General features: G+C 67.6%; 18 protein-coding genes. 11 read left to right on the top strand and 7 right to left on the bottom strand.

What is annotated here, in order from left to right; genetic code table 11:
- Positions 1–35 precede the first annotated feature (35 nt).
- Entirely contained in the window at positions 36–1,556 is a 1,521-nt protein-coding gene (locus DFW101_RS18430; RefSeq protein ID WP_009183031.1) for a hypothetical protein, read from the top strand.
- A 38-nt stretch (positions 1,557–1,594) separates the two neighbouring features.
- Here DFW101_RS18430 and DFW101_RS19270 read toward each other — a convergent pair whose 3' ends face one another.
- Positions 1,595–1,864: a type II toxin-antitoxin system RelE family toxin gene (locus tag DFW101_RS19270; protein WP_083838523.1), complete on the bottom strand. Its 270-nt coding sequence runs from the start codon at positions 1,862–1,864 to the stop codon at positions 1,595–1,597.
- Positions 1,848–2,072, bottom strand: coding sequence for a type II toxin-antitoxin system RelB family antitoxin (gene relB, locus DFW101_RS18425; protein WP_009183030.1), 225 nt, complete (start codon positions 2,070–2,072; stop codon positions 1,848–1,850). Before relB ends, DFW101_RS19270 begins: the two co-directional genes overlap by 17 nt.
- Before the next feature lie 356 nt (positions 2,073–2,428).
- Between relB and DFW101_RS20110 the strand changes: the two genes are divergently transcribed.
- The 3 genes from DFW101_RS20110 to DFW101_RS18410 are packed head-to-tail and all read left to right on the top strand — an operon-like array spanning position 2,429 to position 6,479.
- Positions 2,429–3,781 (top strand): protoporphyrinogen/coproporphyrinogen oxidase, encoded by a 1,353-nt coding sequence (locus DFW101_RS20110; protein ID WP_009183029.1) that lies wholly within the window; start codon positions 2,429–2,431, stop codon positions 3,779–3,781.
- A 3-nt stretch (positions 3,782–3,784) separates the two neighbouring features.
- On the top strand, positions 3,785–4,861 hold the full coding sequence (locus DFW101_RS20105) for a radical SAM/SPASM domain-containing protein (RefSeq protein ID WP_009183028.1): 1,077 nt from the start codon (positions 3,785–3,787) through the stop codon (positions 4,859–4,861).
- 19 nt (positions 4,862–4,880) lie between these two features.
- Entirely contained in the window at positions 4,881–6,479 is a 1,599-nt protein-coding gene (locus DFW101_RS18410) for a B12-binding domain-containing radical SAM protein (RefSeq protein ID WP_009183027.1), read from the top strand.
- Between the two features lie 154 nt (positions 6,480–6,633).
- On the opposite strand, the gene DFW101_RS18405 is transcribed toward DFW101_RS18410, so the two are convergent.
- Entirely contained in the window at positions 6,634–7,854 is a 1,221-nt protein-coding gene (locus DFW101_RS18405; RefSeq protein WP_009183026.1) for a DUF362 domain-containing protein, read from the bottom strand.
- Positions 7,830–9,392 carry a class I adenylate-forming enzyme family protein gene (locus tag DFW101_RS18400; protein WP_009183025.1) on the bottom strand — a complete coding sequence of 521 codons (1,563 nt, stop codon included), beginning with the start codon at positions 9,390–9,392 and terminating at the stop codon, positions 7,830–7,832. Before DFW101_RS18400 ends, DFW101_RS18405 begins: the two co-directional genes overlap by 25 nt.
- A gap of 175 nt (positions 9,393–9,567) precedes the next feature.
- Between DFW101_RS18400 and DFW101_RS18395 the strand changes: the two genes are divergently transcribed.
- Positions 9,568–9,912 carry a hypothetical protein gene (locus DFW101_RS18395; protein WP_009183024.1) on the top strand — a complete coding sequence of 115 codons (345 nt, stop codon included), beginning with the start codon at positions 9,568–9,570 and terminating at the stop codon, positions 9,910–9,912.
- Positions 9,913–10,110: 198 nt separating this feature from the next.
- Here the strand turns inward: DFW101_RS18395 and DFW101_RS18390 are convergent, their stop codons facing one another.
- The 3 genes from DFW101_RS18390 to DFW101_RS18380 all read right to left on the bottom strand — a co-directional run bounded on the left by DFW101_RS18390 (position 10,111) and on the right by DFW101_RS18380 (position 12,708).
- Positions 10,111–10,407 (bottom strand): EF-hand domain-containing protein, encoded by a 297-nt coding sequence (locus tag DFW101_RS18390; RefSeq protein ID WP_043643646.1) that lies wholly within the window; start codon positions 10,405–10,407, stop codon positions 10,111–10,113.
- A 172-nt stretch (positions 10,408–10,579) separates the two neighbouring features.
- Positions 10,580–11,458, bottom strand: a complete 879-nt coding sequence (locus DFW101_RS18385; protein ID WP_232286249.1) for a hypothetical protein — start codon at positions 11,456–11,458, stop codon at positions 10,580–10,582.
- Between the two features lie 464 nt (positions 11,459–11,922).
- Entirely contained in the window at positions 11,923–12,708 is a 786-nt protein-coding gene (locus DFW101_RS18380; RefSeq protein WP_009183021.1) for a ParA family protein, read from the bottom strand.
- Positions 12,709–13,281: 573 nt separating this feature from the next.
- On the opposite strand from DFW101_RS18380, the gene DFW101_RS18375 reads away from it, so the two are divergent.
- The 6 genes from DFW101_RS18375 to DFW101_RS18350 all read left to right on the top strand — a co-directional run bounded on the left by DFW101_RS18375 (position 13,282) and on the right by DFW101_RS18350 (position 18,044).
- Entirely contained in the window at positions 13,282–14,754 is a 1,473-nt protein-coding gene (locus DFW101_RS18375) for a B12-binding domain-containing radical SAM protein (protein WP_009183020.1), read from the top strand.
- A 106-nt stretch (positions 14,755–14,860) separates the two neighbouring features.
- The gene (locus DFW101_RS18370; RefSeq protein ID WP_009183019.1) at positions 14,861–15,874 is read left to right on the top strand and encodes a glycosyltransferase family 2 protein; all 1,014 of its coding nucleotides are present in this window, start codon (positions 14,861–14,863) and stop codon (positions 15,872–15,874) included.
- Entirely contained in the window at positions 15,871–16,995 is a 1,125-nt protein-coding gene (locus DFW101_RS18365; RefSeq protein WP_009183018.1) for a glycosyltransferase family 4 protein, read from the top strand. Before DFW101_RS18370 ends, DFW101_RS18365 begins: the two co-directional genes overlap by 4 nt.
- A gap of 115 nt (positions 16,996–17,110) precedes the next feature.
- Positions 17,111–17,392, top strand: coding sequence for a type II toxin-antitoxin system RelE/ParE family toxin (locus tag DFW101_RS18360; protein WP_009183017.1), 282 nt, complete (start codon positions 17,111–17,113; stop codon positions 17,390–17,392).
- Positions 17,393–17,454: 62 nt separating this feature from the next.
- Positions 17,455–17,760, top strand: a complete 306-nt coding sequence (locus tag DFW101_RS18355) for a HigA family addiction module antitoxin (protein ID WP_009183016.1) — start codon at positions 17,455–17,457, stop codon at positions 17,758–17,760.
- On the top strand, positions 17,757–18,044 hold the full coding sequence (locus DFW101_RS18350; protein WP_009183015.1) for a HigA family addiction module antitoxin: 288 nt from the start codon (positions 17,757–17,759) through the stop codon (positions 18,042–18,044). Before DFW101_RS18355 ends, DFW101_RS18350 begins: the two co-directional genes overlap by 4 nt.
- The last annotated feature ends 19 nt before the right edge of the window (positions 18,045–18,063 follow it).

Here is an 18,063-nt window from a genome sequence, read left to right as displayed (position 1 = left end):
ACGCCAGAACAAAGGGACCATGTTTCCCACCCTTCATGATGAGCACCGCCGCCTGTCCGGCTGACAAATCTTCCACCGCCCGCGCGGTTCTCGCTGTTGCGGCGGTCGGTTTCGCCTCCTGGGCCTATGCCGTGAGTCCGCTGCACGGCCTTTCCAGCGGCGACGAGCTCGTCCCCGTCCTGGCCAGCACCCAGCACCTGAGCCTTTTTTACTGGGGGGCCGATCGTTTCGGCATGCTCCTCCCCCTCCTCGCCCACGGCATCCGGGACCCCTTTCTCAACCTCGTCGTGCAGAATTTTCTGAGCGCTTTTCTGGCTTTTTCCTCATTCTTCGCCGCCTGCCGGTTTTTTTTCGGCAAGACCGACTGGCTGGCCGCCGGCGCCGCCATGACGCTTGTCGCCCTTCTGTGGCCTCCCCTGGAGCCCAGAGGGGACTACCTGAGCATCGGGCAGTCCTTTGCGCCGTCGGCCGCGCTCCTTTTCGCGGGCTTGCCGCTTCTGGGAATCGGACGGGACAACACGGCCGGCGAACCCGTCCAACCCGTCCGGATGCTGGCCGGCCTCGGGCTCGTGTGCGGCAGTTTCTGGGTCAACCTCGCCATGTTTTTCACGGCCCTGCCCTTGGCCTTGGGCTCGTGTTTTCTGGGCGGCACCCCTGCCCAAGGCGGGCCGGAGTGGGGAAGGCGGGTCCGGCGGTCCCTGTGGGCGGGCGGCCTGACGGTCTTGGCCTTGGCCGTGAACATGCTCCTCATGAGGATTTTTGCCGCACGATACGCCACGGCCGACTACGGCTATCTCCCGTTGCCCCTCTGGCCGGAAGCCCTGGCCGCGATCGCGGCCAGGTTCGTGGCGCTTTTCTATTCCAACCCCGGGAGAAATGCCGTCCTCGCCGGCCTAGCCCTGGCCTCGGGCGCGGCACTTTTTCGCCTGTGGCGCAAAACGGCCTCCAGCCGGCCGGAGATCGTTCCCTTTCTGGCGGCGGCCTGTCTCGTGGTGGCGGCTTCCCTGGCCAATTACCTGGGCTACGGCACCAACGCCTGGGTCAGGATCAACCATTCCGAGGGGCGCTATCTCTCCATGGTCCAGTTCCTTGCCACCGGCCTGGTCTGCGGCGCGGCGGCCATGACCTTCCGGCTGGTTCTCGGAAACAGGCTGAAAATTTTGACGATTTCGCTGGTGGTGCTGATTGCGCCGGTTTCCGTGGGATCGTACGGCCTTCCCTCCCCGGCCCGCCTGGAAGAGGCCCTGGACAGACGTCTGGGCGTCTATGCGACACGGATTCTGGAGCTGGGCTGCACCCACGTGGCCGGAAACTATTGGAAGGTGTGGCCGCTTATTTTCCACGCCAATGTGCTCCGGCATGGCCAGGGGGGCCGGCCCCTCTGGGGGGTGTCCTATCGTTCGGAAAATACCGCCGACCTCTGGGCCGAACGTGTCGCGGGACCGTGGCGGGTCTGCACGCTGCGAGGGGATGCCGAGGCCAACGCGTATCTCGAGCAATTTGAACTCAGGGAAATCGAGCGCGTCGAGATGGACGGCCCGCACTTCGCGCATTGACAGGCTTGCATTCCCGGGAAAAACTCTACCAACCTGAACTATTTATAGACATCACGGCGATGGCCGACCAGCACCACGAGGATGCTGATTTTTCCATCCTGAATTTCACAAAGGATCCGGTAGTTCCCGCAACGGTAACGCCACAATCCTGCAAATCGAGAGCCTTTGAGCGGTTCTCCCAGGGAGCGCGGGTCCTCAAGTTTGGAAATCCTCTGGCGCAGGAACGCTAAAACCCGTTTTTCCTCCTCTCGGCCAAGGCGAAGAAGGGTTTTGTACGCTTCAGGCGTAAATTCAATCGTCCAGGCCAAGGCGGCGCTCCAGTTCTTCCAAGGGGATGGCTTTCTCGCCACTGGCCCGGAACCGTTCCAAGGCGGCCTCGGCCAGGTACACGTCCTCCATGTCCGCAAGGCTGCGTTCGAGGGCTTCGCGCACGTAGAAGCTTTTCGGCCGCTTCGTGGTGGCGGCCAGGATGTTCAATCGGTTCTCAAGCTCGGCCGGGAGTCGGATGGTCAGCATGGTTTTTTTCCTTTGAAATACATGTATTCTTTGTATGACAACATGTCAACCGCCGCCGCAAGAACGGCCATAGCCCAAATGGACCCAGGCCCGTAAAGAACGCGGAGCAGCCGGGAGGCGTCGCTTGGGCGCGCTGTGAAGCCCTCCCCTCGCCGGGCCGGAAATCCCGATCGAAAAACCGTTTGCCCCGGAAAAACGGCATGGTATGAACGCCGGACCGTGACGCCAAGGAACCTTCCTCCCAGATGCCGGCCGGCCCGCCGGGTTGCTTTGTCGGTCCTTTCCTCCCGGGAGGGCCCGGCCCCTGGCGCGCCTTGCCTGCCTCGGCCCGCCAGGGGCCGGGCGCAAGGCGCCCCATGAACGCCCGGCCCGTGGTCATCGTCGGCGGCGGCGTGGCCGGGCTCGCCTGCGCCGTGACCCTGGCCGAGGCCGGCCGGCCGGTGGTGGTCCTCGAAAAGGAGGGGCAGGTGGGCGGGCTTCTCCGCTCCTGCATCCTGGACGGCGTGACCTTCGACCTCGGGCCCCATGTCCTTTTTCTCGACGGCCCGGGCCGGGGCGAAACCTTCCTGCGTGCGGTGCTGGCCGGGGAGCCGTGCCTGCGCCGGGCCTTCGCCTTTGCCGTGGACGCGGGCGGCCGGTTATGGAACTTCCCCAACCACCTGGATATCTTTCGCTATCCCTTGAAGTTCCAGGTGGAAGCCCTGCGGGCGGCCTGGGCCGGGGGCAGGGGCGCGCCGCCGGAACCGGTGTCCGCGGCCCGGGAGCTGGCGGCCAAGTGCGGGCCAAGCCTCTATGCCCTCCTTTTCCGCGACCTTTTCGCCAAAAAGACGCTTCTTTCCCCGGACGACCTGCACCGCCACTGGCTCATGCGGCCGGACCGGACCATACGAAACGGCAACGAGCCCCGGCCGCCCCGTGGCCGGCAACCGGCCGTGCTGGCCGTCCTTCGCAGCCTGCGCCGGGCCTACGCCTATCCCCTGGGCGGCCTGGGCGAGGTGCCCCGGATTCTGGCCGACCGCATCCGGGCCGCCGGCGGCGAGATCCGGACCGGGGTCGGGGCCGTCGGCCTGGTCCGGGACGGCCGGCGCGTCGCGGCCGTGACCGTGGCCGGCGGCCGGCCGCCCCTTCCGGTCGGCGAACTGGTCTGGACCGCGCCGCTGCGGGGCCTGACCGCGGCCCTTGGCGCCGCCGCGCCGGGCCTGCCCACGGTCACCCTGCGCCTGGCCCTGCTGACCTACGCCCGGACCCGCCGCCTGCCCCGGCCCCACGTCTACACCTACCACCCGGACCCGGCCCTGGCCGCCAACCGGGTCTATTACCCGGAATCGATCTTCCGCGAACGCGGCCCGGCCGACCGGGAAGGCCTGTGCCTGGAAGTGAACCTGCCCGGCGAGGGAGACGGCGGGGACGCGCCGACCGAGGCCGAGACCCTCACCCGGGCCGTGGCCGACGTGGAGCGGCTTGGGCTCTACCCCCGTTCGGCCCTGCGCGCGGCCCGGGCCGTCACCCTGCCGGCGGCCATGCCCGTCTATCCCCTCGACTACGAGGCCCGGCTGGCCGCGGCCACGGCCCCGGTCCGGGAATGCGACAACGTCCATGCCGTGGGCCGGCAGGGCGGCTTCTTTTTCTGCCTGGCCCCGGCCGCCGCCGCCCAGGGCCTCAAGATGGCGGCCCACCTGCTGGCCAAACCGTCCGGCCCGGGAGCCTGATCCATGGGACTCCTCGATGCCGGGCTGGCCACCAAGGGCGCGGACGCGGCCGAACGCCTGAAAATCCTCAAACGCCACGGCCAGGCCTTCCTGCGCCACGCCACGCCCCAAAAGCTCTGGAACTTCGCCAAGGCCGAGCGCAACCGGATAAAGGGCCGCACCGTGCTCGACAGCCTGCCCTACATCCTCAAGATCGAGACCACCAACATCTGCAACCTGCGCTGCGCCTACTGCTACGACGACCGCCGGCCCCCGGCCCCGGGCGAGCGTCCCTACGGCCGCATGACCGTGGCCCAGTTTCAAGGCCTGGTGGACCAGGTCGGGGACCGGCTCTTCAAGATCAACCTCTACGGCTTCGGCGAACCGTTCCTTTTCCCCGAAACCCTGGACATGGTCCGCTACGCCACGGACAAGAACATCGGCGTGGCCGTGTCCACGAACCTGAACCACCGCGACCCGGACCTGCCCCGGCGGATCGTGGCCTCGGGCCTGGAGGTCCTCATCTTCTCCGGCCACGGCCTGTCCCACGAAACGGCCGGCCGGTTCATGCGCGGCGGCAACCCGGACCTGGCCCTTGGCACGCTGGCGGCCGTGATCGAGGCGCGGCGGGCGGCCGGGAGCCGGACGCCTTTTATCGACTGGCAGTACTGCGTCACCGGCTTCAACGAGCACGAGATCCCGGCAGCCAGGGAAGCGGCCAAACGGCTCGGCGTGGACCAGCTCCGGTGCATCCGGCCCTTTTTCCCGGAGGACGCGCCGGCGGACTGGTTTTCGAGCCGCTTCCCGCGCCGGACCGCTTCCGGTCCGGACGCGGGTTCCGCCGCTGCCGGGGGCGGCTGCTCCTGGCTCTACCGGGCGGCCTACGTCAACTGGGACGGGGGGCTCATCCCCTGCTGCCGCGACCCGCGCGACCGGGCCGCCGATTTCGGCAACGTGCTCGAAGAACCCTTTGCCGCCGTCTGGAACAACGGCAAATACCAAGCCGCCCGGGCCTTGCTGGCCGATCCCTCGCGCCGGGACCTGCGTGACGGAATTCTTTGCGGCCGGTGCCCGGCCACCCGGCCGGCGGCAGGGGACTGATGCCGTCCCGGATCCGCCCATGCAACGGCTGACCCTTTTTTCGCCCACCCCGCCGGACCTGTCCGCCTTTGGCGTCCGCAGCCTCCAAGCCAGCCTCAAGGCGGCCGGCTGCGACGTCCGGCTGGTCCTTTTGCCGGGCAGCATCGGCCGGCTGCGCGAAGACGGCTCGTTTGCCTACCGCTACCCGGACCGGCTCGTGGGGCAGGCCCTCGAACTGGCGGCAGGCTCCGACCTGGTCGGGGTGTCCTTTTTCACCAGCTACTTCGACCGGGCCGTCCAGCTCACCCGGGCCGTGCGGGAACGGCTCGGCCTGCCCGTGGTCTGGGGCGGCATCCACGCCACCCTGCGCCCGGAGGAGGGGCTTTCCCACGCGGATTTCGTCTGCCGGGGCGAAGGGGAAGAGGCCCTGCCCGCCCTGCTCGACGCCCTGGTTCGGGGCCGGGGGGCCGAGGCCGTGCCCGGCATCTGGTGCCGACACGGGGAGGAGATCGTGGACAACGGCCTGGCCCCGCTGGTGGCCGACCTGGACAGCCTGCCGTTTTTCGATTTCAGCGGAGACAACCAGTACGTCCACGCGCCCGAGGCCGGCCGGATCGTGCCGCTTTCGCCGGGCGTGCTGCGCCGCGCCCTGCCGCAAGTCCCCTACCGCCACGGCCGGCTCCTTCGCGTCTACCGGACCATGACCGACCGGGGCTGCCCGCACCACTGCGCCTATTGCAACGTGCCGACGGTCAAGGCCCTCTTTCGGCCCGGCCCGACCCCCTACTTTCGCCACCGGAGCGTGGGCCACGTCCTGGCCGAGCTTCGGGACGTGACCCGGCGGTACCCCTTCATCCAGGGCGTGCAGCTTTTCGACGACACGTTTTTCTCCCGCAGCCTGGCCTGGATCGAGGCCTTTGCCGCGGCCTACAAGGCGGACATCGGGCTGCCCCTTTTTTGCCAGGCCTCGCCCGCCACCCTCGAAGCCCAAAAGCTCGACGCCCTGATCGAGGCCGGGCTCTGCTACGTGGAAATGGGCATCCAGACCGGCAGCCCCAAGATGCGCGCCCTCTACCGCCGGCCGGAATCCGACGGGCAGGTCCTCTCCGGGGCCACGCTTCTGCACGCCCGGCAGGGCCGGCTCCTGCCTCCGGACTACCACGTCATCATCGACGCCCCGTGGGAGGACGAGGAAGACCTGCTCGCCACGGTCCGGCTCCTGGCTCGGCTGCCCAAGCCCTTTGGCCTGGCCATCGCGAGCCTCCTCTTTTTCCCGGACACCGCCCTTTACGCCAAGGCCCGGGCCGAAGGCCGCCTGGCGGACGAGGCGGCCGACATCTACCGCCGGCCGTTTTTCATCCCCCCGCGCCGGACGTATGCAGGCTTTCTGCTCTATCTGCTCACCTTCCGGCGCATCCCCAAACGGCTTTTGGCCCTCCTCCAGACACCCCGGGCCATGGCCATAGGCAAACGACTCGAACGATCGCCTGTCTATAAAATCATCTATGTGCTGGGAGAAGGCTGCCGTCTGGCCGCCAAGGGGGCGGACGCCTTGCGCCATGGGAACGTTTCGCGCATCACCGGCTGGCTCGGCCGCCTGTGGCGGCGCGATCCGGTGGCCGCCGGGCGCAAGCGGTAGGATCCTGCCCGAAACGAGGTCTTCCGGGAACAGACCGTAAACCGCCGGCGCTTCCTGCCGGCCGCCGGACCGGCCGCCCTCCCCTTTCGGGGCGGCCAGAGGGGGGCGTCCCCCCCTCTGGCCGCCGGAGGCGTCTTTCAAAGGCCGGCCGGCCCTAGCCGCAGTACCGCTTCTTGTAGGCCTTGTAGAAGTCCAGGATGTGGGGCGGGCAGCCGGGCACGAAGCCGGCGTTTTCCTCCCGCTTGTGGGTGTTGAAGACGAGATGGGCGGCGCAGGAGCCGAAGCACCACAGGTCGCCGCGCACGTTGCGGAGATTTCGCCGCTCGGCCATGGGCCGGCCGACGTAGAGGGTGACCGGATCGCGGCCGGCAAAGAGGCCCTCGCTCCCGAGCTTGTCCAGGGCGTGGCGCAGGGCCGACAGACAGCCCGAGCAGGCCCCGCCTTCCACCACCCGCACCGCGTCGTAGGCCCCCATGGAACTGATGACCGGCCGGACGAAGGGCCGGCGCAGGGCTGCCGGATCGGCCCCGACCACCTCGATGGCGGCCAGATCCGTCTCCCCAAGCCCTTCCTGGCGCACGAGGCGCAGCATGGCCACCTCCTCGGCCCGGATGCCCATGAGGTCGGCGGCCACGGTGTCCACGGCCGCGACGTCGGTGCCGGCCAAAAGCACGTTCATGTCCGGCACGGCCGAGCCCGAGAGCGGGGCCTGGCCCTGGACGGCCCACAGGCCGTCGAGGAGCGTCAGGTCCGGCCGCACCACCCGCAGGATGTCCACGATCTTGGGGTTGATGTCGTTTCGGTGGCAAAACATCCGCTCGTCGTCCAGCACCAGGCCGTACTGGTTCTTGATGCCGAGGGTGACCAGGGTGTGCACGTGGGTCTTCATCTTGGGCAGGTTGACGTAGCGGTCGGCCTCGAGGAGGACCCGGGGCAGGGTGACCGGGTCGTAGAGAAAGGCGTCCGGGTTTGCGACGGCCACGGCGTCGCCGGCGTCGAAGTGGACCAGCTCCCCGCCGCTTTGGGCCAGCCGGGCCAGAAACGGTTCCATGCCGGCCATGGCCTCGGCCAGGGACAGGCCGTAGCCCGGATTGTCTCCGACCAGGACCCGGGCCGCGCCGGCGTCGCGCAAAAGCCGGACCATGGCCAGGATGACCCGCTCGTCCGTGACCACGGCGCAGGGATTGCAGGGGTTGGGCCGGACCAGGTTCGGCTTGACCAGGACGACCTGCCCCCGGACCAGGGCCGGCAGGTCGCAGCAGGCGCCGACCACCTCCCCGGCCAGCCGGGTGACGGCGGCAAGGCTCTTTTCGGTCCAGGCGTCCGGGGACTCGGGAATGGGGGCGTGGCCTAGGGCGACACGAGGGCGCGCCATGCGATTTTTCCTCCGGGGGTTCGGGGCAGGGCGTCTCGGATTTCGATGACGCGCGGCATTTTCATGCGGTGAAGCCGCCCTGACAGGAAGCGGCGCAGGTCGCCTGGGGTCACGGCCGCGCCCGGGCGCAAGACGGCCACGGCCTTGGCCGCCTCGCCGCGCAGGTCGTCGGCGATGGGGATGACGATGGCCTCGATCACGTCGGCATGGGCGCGAAGGGCCTCCTCGATTTCCACGGGAAAGACCTTCATGCCCCCGACCTTGAGGAGCATGCTCTGGCGGCCGGCGAAATAGAACCGGCCGTCAGCCTCCCGGCGCACGATGTCGCCGGTGCGAAACCGGCCGCCGTGGAGCCGGAATTCCGGCCCCCCCGCCTCGCCGAAATAGCCCGGGCACACGCCCGGCCCGGAGACCGTGAGCTCCCCCGGCTCGCCGTCCCCGGCCGCGGAACCGTCCTCGCGAAGGACCTCGATCCCGTAGCCCGGCACGGGCCGGCCCAGGCAGCAGGCGGCGTAGGGGTCGCCCGGCCGGTTGGCCAGGGCGATGCCGGTCGTCTCGGTGCTGCCCCAGACCGGGGAGAGGCCGACGCCGAAGCGGGCGGCAAAGCCGGCGGCCAGGACCGAGGGCACGTGCATGCCGCCGGATTCGGCCACCCGCAGCCGGGAAAGCGGATTGTCCGCCCCGGCCGGCAGGCGAAAAAGGGTCTCGTAGATGGCGGCCACGGCCATGAGCGCGGTCACGCCCTGGGTCTGGCAGGTCTCGGCCACGGTCCGGGCGGCCACCCGGTCGCAAAGGACCATGGTGCCGCCAAGGACAAGCGGCCGCATCAGGGTCTCGTGGGGGTGGACGAAGACCGGCATCATGCACAGGTGGACGTCCTCCGGGGTCAGGCCAAAGGCCTCGTTGGCCGCCTCGGTGTTGGCCAGCAGGTTCCCGAGCGTGGTCACGGCCCCCTTGGGCGCCCCGGTGGTGCCGGAGGTGAAGTTCAAATAGACCGGGTCGTCCCGGCCGATGGCGGGCAGGGAGGCGGGCCAGGGGCCGGCGGCCAGGTCGTCCAGGCGGACCGCGCCGGGACGGCCGGGCCCGTCCATGGCCACCACCGCAAAGGGCGGACCCGACGGATAGAGGGCGTCCAGCACCGGCAGGAACTCGGCCGCCGCGCAGACCACGGCCGGGGTCAGCCGGGACAGGATGCCCCGGGTGATGTCCGGCGGCTGGTTGGGGTCCAGGGGAAAAAAAACGCCGCCCGCGGCGGCGGCGGCCAGAAAGGCCAGCATGGCGGCCGGGGTCTTGCGGGAAAAAACCGCCAGCCGCTCCCCCTTGGAAAGGCCCAGCCCGGCCAGGCCGCCGGCCGCCCGGGCCACGGCCTCGGCCAGGCCGGCGTGGGTCACGGCCTCCCGGCCGCAGCGGATGGCCAGGCCCGAAGGGTTGGCGTTGGCGTTTCGCTCGATCAGCGCAAAAAGGCCGGGCGGGACAGGCCGGTCCGACGGCGCCGGCCTGGCGGGCCTGTCCGGCCTGTCTGGGGTCTCCAGGGTCATGGGATCACCTCTGTGGAGCAGGGGGCGTTTTACGCCCGGGAAATCATTTTTGGCAAGCCGGACAGCCGGTTCTCCGGCGATTGCCGCCCGCCGCGTTCCGGTATAAAGGCATGTCGGTTCCGCCGGAGCGCGCCTGGCGGAACGTTTCGCCCAAGACCCGTCGCGCGGAGGCGGCATGAAGACGATGCGTATGGCTTTTCTGGCGTTCGGACCGGTCCTGGCCGTCTGGTTCCTCCTGGCCGGCCCGTGCCTGGCCGCCACGCCCGACGAGGATTTAAAACCCCTCAAATCCGGGGTGACGATCACGGGCGTGGTGGAAGACGACTATTCCGACGGCCTGCTTCTGTCCACGGACGAGGGCGCCACCTACCTCATCCTGACGCCGGAAGAAATCACCCTCGAGGCCGAAGAGGCGTTTCACAAGCGGTTCAAGGGCAGGCAGGTGACCCTGACCGGCAACGTCTACCGCGACGAGGACGGGTCCTTGAGCCTCTTCGTCACCAGCCTGCCCGCCAAGTAGGGCGACCCGGCCGGCGTCCGCCCGGCATCCCGCCTATCCGGCCCCGGCCGGCGCAACGCCCCCGCTGCGCCGGCCGGGGCCTTTTTCTTTCACCGGAAGTTTCGCGTCCCCGAAGCCCGTGTCCGCCCCTTTTGCCTGGGGCCTACCGGGAAAACCGGTATTCTCTCGAAAAATACGGACGCTTTTCAAGTGCCCGGCCTAGTAGGGCGTGTCCTGGCTCTCCACGTCGTTCCAGACGCTCAGCGGAATGTCGTTGCTGAGCACCCGGTCCACAAAGCCGTTGTTTTTCGCGTCGATCTTTTTCCAGGCGGTTTCGGCCTTCTGCTTGTCCTGCCACTTGGCCGTGAACTCTTCCTTGGTGATGACGCCGTTTTTGTCCGTGTCGTACTTGACGAACACCTCGTCCGCCGAGGCATAGCCCTTTTTCCCGGCGCAGCCGCCAAGCGCCGCGGCCAGGGTCAAAACCGCCAGGATAGCCATTGTCTTTCGCACCATGTCCCGCTCCTTTCTCCTCGTTTGTCCGGTCCCGCCATCCTCTGGCCGGCCTTTTCCGCCGCCGGCGGCCCAAAGCCGCCGTGTATCCAGGAAGAACATGGGGGAAAAATCCGCGCAAGCCCAAAAACCCAGGCCTTCCTGGCCGGGCGGCCATCCAGGGGCGGGCGGAACGCTACCGGGCGACGGAAGGGGAGCCTTTCTCCTGCCTTTTCCACACGGACTTCAACCACGCCTCCTTCGGCCCGCCCGGGTGGCCGCGCATGGCGGCGGCCAGCCCGTCCGGGGTCAGGCCGTCCCGCCAGGCCGCAAACCGGGCCTGCTCGGCCGCCTGCCGGGCGGCGACGACCGCCCGGGCCTCCTCCTCCGCATCCCTGGCGGCCTGCTCCTCGGGCGACACGTAGCCTTTGGGGCGGCGGTAATAGCCGGTCCGGGCCAGGGACCGGAAGACCCAGGCGCACGGATCGGCCACGGGCCGGCCGTCCTTGTCGCGCATGGCCCCGCGCAAAAGCTCCCATTCGGCGTGGTCGAGGCTTTGCCCGATCTTGTCCGCGGGCTTGCCGAGCTCGGCCAGGGCGGCCCCGATCTGGGCGAGCTGCTCCCGGCCGAAGCCGGACCGGGACAGGTGCGGCCAGGTCGCGGCGATCCGGGCGGCGGAAAGAGAGAGAGATAGATTCTCTTTCTGTCTCTCTTCATAAGAAGCGGTCGGATCAGGGGTCGGGTCTTTCGAGGGGGCAAGGGTCGGATCATGCCCGGTGGTTGGACCACCTGTCGGATCATAGGTCGGGGCACAGCGCTTGAACGCCTGGCATCGGGATCGGACCAGGAACAACCGGACCCCCTGGCAGATGCCGTGCCGATACGTTTCCTTGCGGAAAAAGCCCAGACCCGCGAACTCGGCGAAGTATCTTTTGACCGAGATCTCGGTGAGTTTGAGCGTGTTCGCCACCGTTCGCCGGCTGATGATGTAATCGTCGCCGGACGGCTCGTTGTCGATGATCCAGTGCAGGAAGCGGCGCTTGCTCTCTGGCAGGCTGCGGACCAATCGCCGCATGGTCGGATCACCGGTCGGATCATGGGTCGGATCACTCTTTGCGGTCGGGCCAAGGGTGGGATCAATGGTCGGGTCAGGAGTCGGATCACGGGTCGGGACCCCGGTCGGGACAGATGACCCGACACCTGTCGGGTCACGTGTCGGCTCATGATCCGACACGTGACCCGCGTGTCGGGTCGGGTCAATGGCCGGGTCATGGGTCGGCTCTTTTGCCGGACCGTCGCTTGGCCCGACGGTCGGATCACCTGTCGGGTCAAGAGTCGGGGCATCCGTCGGATCATAGGTCGGCCCAGACATCGAATCAGACGTGGGGTCAGGCTTCTTTTGGGGGAAGACGCTGATCTTATCCGCCATGCGCGCGGCTTCGGCCAGGCCGAGCCGGCCGTCCGCCGACTTTTTGAGCGTGTCGAAAATGGATCGCCTGGGCTTGGGCTCGGGCATCGCGTCCCCCGATGGATCGTCGGCTACTCAGGGCTGCCGAGAATGCGCTTTAGTTCGGTCGCCAATTCACGATAGGCTTTTGCGCCATAGGTTGTCGCATGATTCCCGAACACGGTCGATTTGATATATTCGGCTTGTTCGAAAACCGTGCTGCGCGGAATATGCGTTTCAAACATTTTGCCTTTGAAATTCTTTTCGAGCTCGGAAACGATAACCCGTCCCATGGCCGTTCTGCGGTCGATGTTATTGACGAGAAGGCGCAGGAAACGGAGATCCGGATTGCCGTCTTCCTGGATTTTCTCGATGATCGCCAAAACCCGCAAAAGGCCTTCGATGCTGTAGGCGGAACCGGCGGAAATGGGAACGATACAGAAATCAGCGGCGAAAAGGGAGGAAAGGGAAAAATAACCAAGGTTTGGAGGAGTATCTATTAAAACATATTGATACTTTTCTTTTACATAATCACGAACTCTGGAACGGAGGATGGAATAGTTTTCCGGCAGGTTCTGGGACAAGTCGTATTCCAGGACTGCCGTATCGGAACTGTTCGGCAACAGGTCTATTTTTTTGATTGATGATTCAATGATCGCTTTCTTGGGGGCCAAATCTCGGGATGTCAGAATATCATATAATGAATTTTGAAATGATATGTTTCCGCCGGTCAAAAGACTGGTCGCATTGCATTGCGAATCCGTGTCGATGACCAGGGCCCGCCCCCCCTTGAGGGCCAGGGCGTGGGCCAGGTTGCATGTCAGGGTCGTTTTGCCGACGCCGCCCTTGTTGTTGGCGATCGTGATGATGATTCCCACGGAGCACCTGCTTTTCTATGGATTGACACTTGTTTCTTCCGGAAAAAATTCCTTTATGTCAAGGTGCTTCAGTTGAGTTTGCAAAAAATCAGCTTCTTTTTGCTCCCTTTCCCGGATCCCGGGGAAACGCCCTGGTCGGGTCGCCTGTCGGGTCATCCGTCGGATCATGGGTCGGGTCAGGTATGGTGTGGCCGGGCGGGGGCCGTTGCTTTCGCCGGTGCCCCATGGAGAAACGGCGTCCGAACCGTTGGCCGGAAACCGTTTTCCGGTTCCCAATCTAGGCACCGGGACGGACAATGTCCGGCGAGTTTTCGTCAATATTTTCCGGCCGGCAATTTTATATCGTAACATTCTATCATAAATAAGGAAAAACCAAAAACGCCAGGGACGGGGCGGCCGGAGCCGGCGGCCCAGAGAGCGTGTGTGGTCTTGTGACCGGCTTACTGACAGGCTTGCAGTGTGGCCTGGAGCGGTCGGGCCGGCGCGCCCGGCCCACGACACGGTTGCCGCTTTCCCGCCCATTGCCTATGAGGGGGCGATGTTCGACCACCACGCCCCGGAGGACACGACCGCATGATGTCTGTTTTGGCGCTCAACCCGCCTTTTCTGCCCAAATTTTCCCGGCCCCAGCGGTCGCCGGCCGTGACCAAAAGCGGCACCCTGTATTTCCCGCTGTTTCTGGCCCAGACCGTGGCCGTACTGGAAGAGGACGGCTATGCCGTCACCTTCCTGGACGCCCCGGCCGCCGACCTGAGCCTGGAGGACGTCCTGGCCCGGGCCAGGGCCGACCGGCCGGCCCTGGCCGTGCTTGACACCTCCACCCCGAGCATCGACGCCGACGTGGCCGCGGCCGGTGCCCTGCGCGCCGCCCTGCCGGGCCTCTTCACCGTGCTGGTCGGCCCCCACGCCACGGCCCTGGCCGAGGAGGTCCTTCTCGCCACGCCCGGCGCGGTCTCGGCCGTGGCCCGGCGCGAGTACGACCTGACCGTGCTGGAGCTGGCCCGGGTCCTCGAATCCGGCCCGGCCACGCCCGAGCGGCTGGCCACGATCGACGGCCTGTCCTTCGTGGACGCCACGGGCCGGGTGGTCCACAACCCGGACCGGCCGTATCTGGACGACCTGGACCGCCTGCCCCCGGTGGCCCCGGTCTACAAGCGGCACCTGGACATCCGCCACTATTTCAACCCCAACGCCAAGCCGCCCATGGTGACACTCGCCACCTCGCGGGGCTGTCCCTACCGCTGCTCCTTTTGCCTGCACCCCCAGACCCTGACCGGCCGGGCCGCCCGCTGCCGGTCCGTGGAAAAGGTGCTCGACGAAGTGAGCTGGTGCCTGGACAACTTTCCGGGCCTTCGCACCATCTTTTTCGAGGACGACACGCTCACCGCCGACCGGGTCCGGTGCCGGGAATTTTGCGCCGCCATCCTGCGCCGGGGGCTTCGCTTCGAGTGGTCGGCCAACAGCCGGGCCGATCTCGACGCCGGGCTTCTGGCCGTCATGCACCGGGCCGGTTGTCGGCAGGTCTGCGTCGGGTTCGAGTCGGCCGACCCCAAGGCGCTGGCCTCCATGAAAAAAGGGCTGGCCGCCTCGCGCATGGAAAAGTTCCGGGCCGACGCCAAAGCGGCCGGCATCAAGGTCCACGGCTGCTTCATCTTCGGCTTCCCGGGCGACACCCGGGAATCGATCCTGGCCACCATCGACTTCGCCCTGAAACTGAACCCCGACACGGCCCAGTTCTATCCGGTCATGGTCTACCCCGGCACCGAGGCCTATGCCGAGTACAATGCCGCCGGCCACGTGACGGCGGCAAGCTACCGCGACTGGCTGACGCCCTCGGGGCTCCACAACTGCGTGATCCGAAACGAGAGCCTTTCGGCCGCCGAGCTGGTCCGGCTGTGCGACCTGGCCCGCCGCCGGTTCTACCTGCGCCCGTCCTTTCTGGCCAAACGGGCGCTCCTTTCGCTGGCCTCGCCCGGCGAGATGGCCCGGACGCTTCGGGCCGGCAAGGTCTTCCTCAAACACCTCCTCTTCGGCTCCCGTGTCTGAACCCACGGGTGTTTCAACCTATCCCCCTTTCGGGGGGTCCGGGGGGGATGATTCCCCCCGGCGGGGTCCGGGGCAGAGCCCCGGTCTTCCCTCCAAAGGACACCCTATGCCGCAATCCGTGGACGTGACCGTGGTGGTGCCGGCCTACAACGCGGCGGCCACCCTGCCGGCGACCCTGGCCGGGCTTGCCGCCCAGAGGTTTGCCGGCCGGGTGGAGGTGATCGTGGTGGACGACGGCTCCACCGACGCCACGGCGGCCGTGGCCGAAGCGGCCGGGGCCACGGTCCTGCGCCAGAAAAACCAGGGCCCGGCCACGGCCCGAAACGCCGGCGCCACGGCCGGACGCGGGGAGCTCCTCGTTTTCACCGACGCCGATTGCGAGCCCCACCCGGATTTCCTGGCCGCACTGACCCGGCCCCTGGCCGATCCCGGCGTCTCGGGGGTGCAGGGTGCCTACCGGACCCGGCAACCGCAGCTGGTGGCCCGGTTCGCCCAGGCCGAATTCGAGGACCGCTACGCCTTCACGGCCCGGTTCCCCTGCCTGGATCTGGTGGCCACCTACGCGGCGGCCTTCCGACGGGAACTTTTTCTGCAGGAAGGCGGCTTCGACACCTCCTATCCCGTAGCCAACAACGAGGACACGGAATTTTCCTACCGCCTGTGCCGGCTGGGGCACCGGCTGGTCTTCGCGCCCAAGGCGCTGGTCTTTCACCGCCACCCGGCGACCTTGGGCAAGTATCTGCGCATCAAGTTCTGGCGGGCCTACTGGCGGCTGGCCGCCTGCCGGGACCACCCGGAAAAGGTCCTTCGCGACGGCTATACGCCGGGCGTGGTCCGGCTCCAGACCGCCCTTGCCGGCCTGCTGGCCCTCGGGCTGATCTTCTGGCCCGTGACCGCCCTTGGCGGCGTCCTGGCCCTGGCGGGCGGGGTGGCGGTCCTTTGCTCGGCCCTGCCGTTTGCCGCCTTTGCCGGCAAACGGGACCGGGGCCTGGCCGTGGCCGCCCCGGGACTCGTCCTGGCCCGGTCCCTGGCCTTTGCCGGCGGCGCGGCCTGGGCCGTTTTGGAGCGGCTGGCCGGCCGGGCTTGTACCCTGCTTCGGAGCCGGCGGGGCCAATCGTGAGGGTCGGCCTCGATCTCCACACCTTGTCCGGCCTGCGCCAGGGCTCCCGGACCTACATGGCCAATCTGGCCGCCCGGCTGCCGTATGCCGCGCCGGATATAGACTTCGTTTTCTACGCCACGGACCCGGACGCGCCGGCCATCCGGGCCCTGGCCCCGGACGCGCCGAACGTCACCCGCCGCCCCATTCCCCCCGGCCGGCTGGCCCGGCTGGTGGCCCCGTTTCCGGCCCGGGCCGCCCGGGAGGTGGACGTGCTCCACTGCCAGTACCTGGGGCCGCTTCTTGGCGGCCCGGCCTGCGTGGTCTCCATTCACGACATCCTGCACGAGACCATGCCCGAATTTTTCCCCAAGGGGCTCGGGTCGCTCATGCGCCTTTGCTACCCGGGAAACGCCCGCCGGGCGGCCCGGGTCCTGACCATCTCGCAATTCAGCCGCGACGCAATCGTGGCCCGCTACAAGGTGCCGCCGGACCGGATCGCCTTTGCCCATCTCGGCGTGGGGGAGGAGTTCGCGCCGGTCCGGGATCCGGGGGCCATGACCGCCCTGCGCGCTCGCCTGGGCATCCCGGACGGGCCGTACATCCTGTCGGTCGGGCGCATCGAGCCGCGAAAAAACATCCCCGGCCTGGTGGCCGCCTACCGGATCTTGCGGGAACGGCTGGGAGAGAACGCGCCGGCCCTGGTCCTGGCCGGCGGCCGGGACCGGCTTTTTGCCGATTTCCACGCCCGCATCACGGCCGACGGCGGCGGGGCGGGCCTCGTCTTTGCCGGGTCCGTGCCCCAGGCCGATCTGCCGGCGCTCTATTGCGGGGCGGCGGTCTTCGCCTATCCGAGCTTCGGCGAGGGTTTCGGCCTGCCGGTAGCCGAGGCCATGGCCTGCGGCGCGCCGGTGGTGGCGAGCACGGCCCCGGCCGTGCCCGAGGTGGCGGCCGGGGCGGCGCTCCTCGTCGATCCCCGCGACCCGGCCGGCCTGGCCGACGCCCTGGCCCGGATCCTCACCGACCCGGCCCTGGCGTCCGATCTGTCCGCCCGGGGCCTGGCCCGGGCCAGGGAACTGACCTGGGACCCGGCCGTCGCCCTGTGCCTGGAAGCCTACCGACTGGCGGCGGAGGGGAAGTAGAGAATGCAGATTCCAGAATTTGGGGAAGCGCGCTCCCCCTTTTCTTGACGTATGACGTATAGCGTCTTAAATTCAGTCAGCCGTTGCCGCATTCCACCCGACCGGTGAGAAGGACATGATCCAGTCGTTTCGCTGCAAAAAGACCCGCAAACTTTATGAGGACGGCGACTGCGACAAACGGTTCCGGGCCTTTCAGCGAAGCGCGGAACGGGCCTTGCGCAAGCTCGAAGCGGCCGTGGAACTGATCGACCTGCGCCAGCCGCCGAGCAACCGATTCGAGGCCTTGCACGGCGACCGCGAAGGGCAGTGCAGCATCCGCATCAACGACAAATGGCGGCTCTGCTTCACCTGGGGGCCCTCCGGAGCGGAAAACGTGGAGATCGTGGATTACCACTGAGCCGAAACGACGGTTTGGCCGGAAGCACGTCTCGTATCGTACAAAAGAAGAGAGACAAGACCATGCGCACCCCTATTCATCCCGGCGAAATTCTGGCCGAAGAGCTGGAAGCGCTGCACATGAGCGCCAACCAGTTGGCCGGCTACCTCAAGGTGCCGGCCAACCGGATCAGCCAGGTCCTTCGGGGCCAGCGTACCGTCACGGCCGACACGGCCCGGCGGCTGGCCCGGTTTTTCGGGACCACGCCCCAGTATTGGATGAATCTGCAGATGCTTTTCGAGATCGATCGAGACCGCCTGGAAGAGGACAAGGAAGCGGAAATCGGCTCCATTCCCCGGTTCGACGCCGTGGACCACTGCCGCGCATGATGAAAAATCCCGTACATCCCGGCCTTCTCGTCAAGGAATGCCTTGAGGATCTTGGCCTGAGCGTCGCGGAAGCCGCCAGGGGAATAGGCATCACGCGCCAGCAACTGCATAACGTCATTGCCGGGCGCAGCGCCGTCACCCCGGAAATGGCCGTCCGCTTTGAAAAGGCCTTCGGCAGCACGGCGGACACCTGGCTTGGAATGCAGATGCGCCACGATCTGGCCCAGGTCCGCCAGCGAAATTGCGCCATCGCCGTGGAACGCCTGACGCCCAAAGTGGCCTAAACAGGCGTCCCCTCTCCTC

The sequence above is a fragment of the Solidesulfovibrio carbinoliphilus subsp. oakridgensis genome (genome assembly GCF_000177215.2).
Lineage (GTDB): Bacteria > Desulfobacterota > Desulfovibrionia > Desulfovibrionales > Desulfovibrionaceae > Solidesulfovibrio > Solidesulfovibrio carbinoliphilus.
The sequence above is the reverse complement of the archived record's forward strand: the minus strand, read 5'-3'. Positions and strand labels throughout refer to the sequence as shown.

Coding starts and splice junctions, on each gene's coding strand:
- DFW101_RS18430 (WP_009183031.1), top strand. CDS start 36: ATGATGAGCACCGCCGCCTGTCCGGCTGACAAATCTTCCACCGCCCGC.
- relB (WP_009183030.1), bottom strand. CDS start 2,072: ATGCTGACCATCCGACTCCCGGCCGAGCTTGAGAACCGATTGAACATC.
- DFW101_RS20110 (WP_009183029.1), top strand. CDS start 2,429: ATGAACGCCCGGCCCGTGGTCATCGTCGGCGGCGGCGTGGCCGGGCTC.
- DFW101_RS20105 (WP_009183028.1), top strand. CDS start 3,785: ATGGGACTCCTCGATGCCGGGCTGGCCACCAAGGGCGCGGACGCGGCC.
- DFW101_RS18410 (WP_009183027.1), top strand. CDS start 4,881: ATGCAACGGCTGACCCTTTTTTCGCCCACCCCGCCGGACCTGTCCGCC.
- DFW101_RS18405 (WP_009183026.1), bottom strand. CDS start 7,854: ATGGCGCGCCCTCGTGTCGCCCTAGGCCACGCCCCCATTCCCGAGTCC.
- DFW101_RS18400 (WP_009183025.1), bottom strand. CDS start 9,392: ATGACCCTGGAGACCCCAGACAGGCCGGACAGGCCCGCCAGGCCGGCG.
- DFW101_RS18395 (WP_009183024.1), top strand. CDS start 9,568: ATGAAGACGATGCGTATGGCTTTTCTGGCGTTCGGACCGGTCCTGGCC.
- DFW101_RS18390 (WP_043643646.1), bottom strand. CDS start 10,407: ATGGTGCGAAAGACAATGGCTATCCTGGCGGTTTTGACCCTGGCCGCG.
- DFW101_RS18385 (WP_232286249.1), bottom strand. CDS start 11,458: ATGCGGCGATTGGTCCGCAGCCTGCCAGAGAGCAAGCGCCGCTTCCTG.
- DFW101_RS18375 (WP_009183020.1), top strand. CDS start 13,282: ATGATGTCTGTTTTGGCGCTCAACCCGCCTTTTCTGCCCAAATTTTCC.
- DFW101_RS18370 (WP_009183019.1), top strand. CDS start 14,861: ATGCCGCAATCCGTGGACGTGACCGTGGTGGTGCCGGCCTACAACGCG.
- DFW101_RS18360 (WP_009183017.1), top strand. CDS start 17,111: ATGATCCAGTCGTTTCGCTGCAAAAAGACCCGCAAACTTTATGAGGAC.
- DFW101_RS18355 (WP_009183016.1), top strand. CDS start 17,455: ATGCGCACCCCTATTCATCCCGGCGAAATTCTGGCCGAAGAGCTGGAA.
- DFW101_RS18350 (WP_009183015.1), top strand. CDS start 17,757: ATGATGAAAAATCCCGTACATCCCGGCCTTCTCGTCAAGGAATGCCTT.